Raw genomic sequence first — 3,014 nt, 5'->3', positions numbered from 1 at the left:
AAACCCGTTCAGGGTAGCGAATATCAGGGTGACGAAATTCTGGTGACTGCAACCAAGCAGCTTCAGACATTGCAGGAAGTGCCGATTTCCGTTGGCGTGGTCAGCGGCGCCACGATCGAAAATCAGGGCATGCGCCAGTTCACCGACCTGCAATCGACCGTTCCCAACATGCAGATCGACAACACCAACGGCAATTATGCCATCACCATTCGCGGGCTTGGTTCAGGGGCGCAGAATCTGGCGTTTGAACAGTCGGTCGGATTGTTCGTCGACGGGGTGCATTCAGGCCGCGCCAGATCGTTGCAGGTGCCGTTCCTCGATATCGAGCGGGTCGAGGTGGTTCGTGGGCCACAGGGCGCGCTGTTCGGAAAGAACACCAACGCCGGTGCGATCAGCATCGTCACCCGCAGGCCGACGCGCGACTTCCACGCCGAGGCGCGCGTGGGCGCCGAAGTCGTGAAGGGCGGACTCAGCGCCAGCGGGTTCGTTTCCGGGCCACTTGGCGAAACCCTGAGTGCGCGCTTCAGCGGCCAGATCGGCGGCGCGCGCGGTTACATCGAAAACCGCCTGAGCGGCGAACGCGACAACGGCACGGAATATAAATCCGGCCGCGCCCAACTGCTTTGGGAGCCGACATCAGATTTCGAAGCGCTGTTCAAGTTCGAGGCGTTCCGCAACGAGATCACCGGATCGAACGCCATGTTCAACAGCCTGGGCAATCCGGGTTGCGGGTTATGCAATCTGGTTCGCAACGCCAGCGGCGGCGCCAGCGCACAGGAGTTTCCGGGCTTCTGGCGCACCAGCCGCGCGACGCCCGAGGAAATCGACCTGACCAACTCGCGGACGGCAGCGCTGACGCTGTCATGGAAGCCGGGCGACTGGGAAATCACCTCGATCACCGCGCACCAACTGCTGAACGCGTCGCGCACGTTCAACACCATTCCGGGCGGGCTGCCGCTGCTGAACACCCTGCAGGCCGAGCGCACCAGGCAGTTCTCGCAGGAGCTACGGGCGTCGATCGACATCGTCGATCAGGTGAACGCGGTGTTCGGCATCAACTACACCAATGCCGACATCCATATCGTGCAGGACGTCTGGTACACCGGCAACGCAGCCGGCATCCCGACGCTGCCGGACGGGTTGGCGCATCGGCCGTTCGACCAGAAGACAAAGTCCTGGTCGCCCTATGTGATCCTCGACATCAATCCGACGGACGAGCTGAACATCAATGGCAGCCTGCGCTACAGCCACGAGGACAAGAGCGCGCGCGCCCGGAGCGTCTATACCGGCGCACGCCGCCCGGCCAACAACCTCGACTATGACATCACCGGCAAGCGCAAAGAGAAGCTCTGGGACTATTCGCTGAGCGTCCGCTACGAGTTCGCGCCAGAAGTCGCGACCTATCTGCGCTACGCGACCGGCACCAAGGGCGGCGGGTTCATTTCGAACGACGGGCTGTTGTATTACAACATCCTCAACAACAACGCCCGTTTCGATTTCGACGACGAAAAGGCCAGCTCGTGGGAGCTGGGGGCGAAAATGCGCCTGCTGGATCGCAGGCTCGATATCGATCTGGCGCTGTTCCACACCCGGTTCCACAATCTGCAGGTTTCGTCATTCAACGGGACCGCATTCCTGACCGGCAACGCCGCCGAGGCGACGGCCAAGGGCGTGGAGCTGGAAACCCGCTTCCGGGCGAACGAAATCCTGAGCTTCGGCTTCTCGGGCGCGTATCTCGACGCCACCTACGATGACTATCCCGGCGGCCCGTGCCTCTGGAACGCGCCACCCACCTGCACGCCCGCGACCAACAATCTTGCCGGATCGACCTTGGTGCGCGCGCCGAACTGGAAGGGTTCGGGCTATGTACAGCTCGATGCTCCGCTGGGCGGCGGTCTTGCCATTTCCGCCCGGGGTTCGGCCGATCACACTTCGCGCTCCTATCTGCAGGGAGATCTCAATCCGCTGAACAGCATGGACCCCTACACCCGGTTCGACGGCCGGATCGCCATCCGCGACGAGGGGCGCCGCTGGGAACTGGCGCTGGTCGGGCGCAACCTGTCGAACAAGGTGATCATCACACAGGCGTTCAACACCCCGCTTCTGGGCAACAACAGCCACGTCGTGATGGTAGGCCCGCCGCGCATGATCACGCTGGAAGGCGTGGTGCGCTTCTGACCGGCGCCCCCGGCGCGGCCGGAATGCCGGTCGCGCTCAGCGGTTCTGCATGATCTCTGCCGGGTCGCGCCCTGCTTTCAGCAGCGCGCCGACCCGGCGCAGCACCGGGGTCACGTGCGCGAAATAGCGGGTGTAGCCCTCGCACAGATAATTCACACCGGGGAGCGACTGCGGCGCAGCCGCAAAGCGGTGCTTGGGGCAGCCGCCACGGCACAGTTTCAGATGCGGGCAGCGACGGCATTGTTCCGGCAGCGTTTCGGATTTAGCCCTGCCAAACGCCTGCTGCTGCGGGGAATCGACCATTGCGGCCAGGCCCTGCCGCGCCAGGTTGCCCAGCCGATAGTCGGGATAGACATAGTGGTCGCAGGAATAGACGTCGCCATCATAATCGACGACGATCGCGCGGCCGCATTCTTCCTGATGGACGCAGACACCGCCCGGCACATCGAGAAGCGACGCCAGCGTCCATTCGAAGTTCATCACGAACGTCTTCCCGACATCGTGGCTACGCCATTCGTCGAAGACCGCGACCAGAAACTCGCCCCAGCCGTGCGGGCTGGTGGTGAACGGGGCAACGGCCGCCCCGGCGCTTTCGTCTGGCCCCTGCAATTCGAAGCCGGCTTGCCTGTAGGCGCCCGTCGCCAGACGTTCGACGACCGGGGTGAACTGGATGAAATCGACGCCGCTTGCCTTCAGGAAGCGATAGACGTCGAGCGGGCGGCTTTCCGAATGGCTGCCGACGCAGGCCAGCACATTATATTCGACCCCGTGGCGTTGCAGCCGTTCCAGTGCGGCCATCACCAGATGGTGCGACGGTGCGCCCGAACGATAGCGGC

General features: G+C 63.4%; 2 protein-coding genes. One reads left to right on the top strand and one right to left on the bottom strand.

The genetic code is table 11. The features are described from left to right. The coding region (locus AC16JP_RS03430) for a TonB-dependent receptor (RefSeq protein WP_484339202.1) at positions 1-2,178 on the top strand (2,178 nt) is incomplete at its 5' end. 36 nt (positions 2,179-2,214) lie between these two features. On the opposite strand, the gene AC16JP_RS03425 is transcribed toward AC16JP_RS03430, so the two are convergent. Further along, positions 2,215-3,014: SPASM domain-containing protein (locus AC16JP_RS03425; RefSeq protein WP_484339201.1), on the bottom strand; the 800-nt coding region annotated here is incomplete at its 5' end.

This window comes from Sandaracinobacteroides sp., from assembly GCF_057137845.1.
The sequence above is the reverse complement of the archived record's forward strand: the minus strand, read 5'-3'. Positions and strand labels throughout refer to the sequence as shown.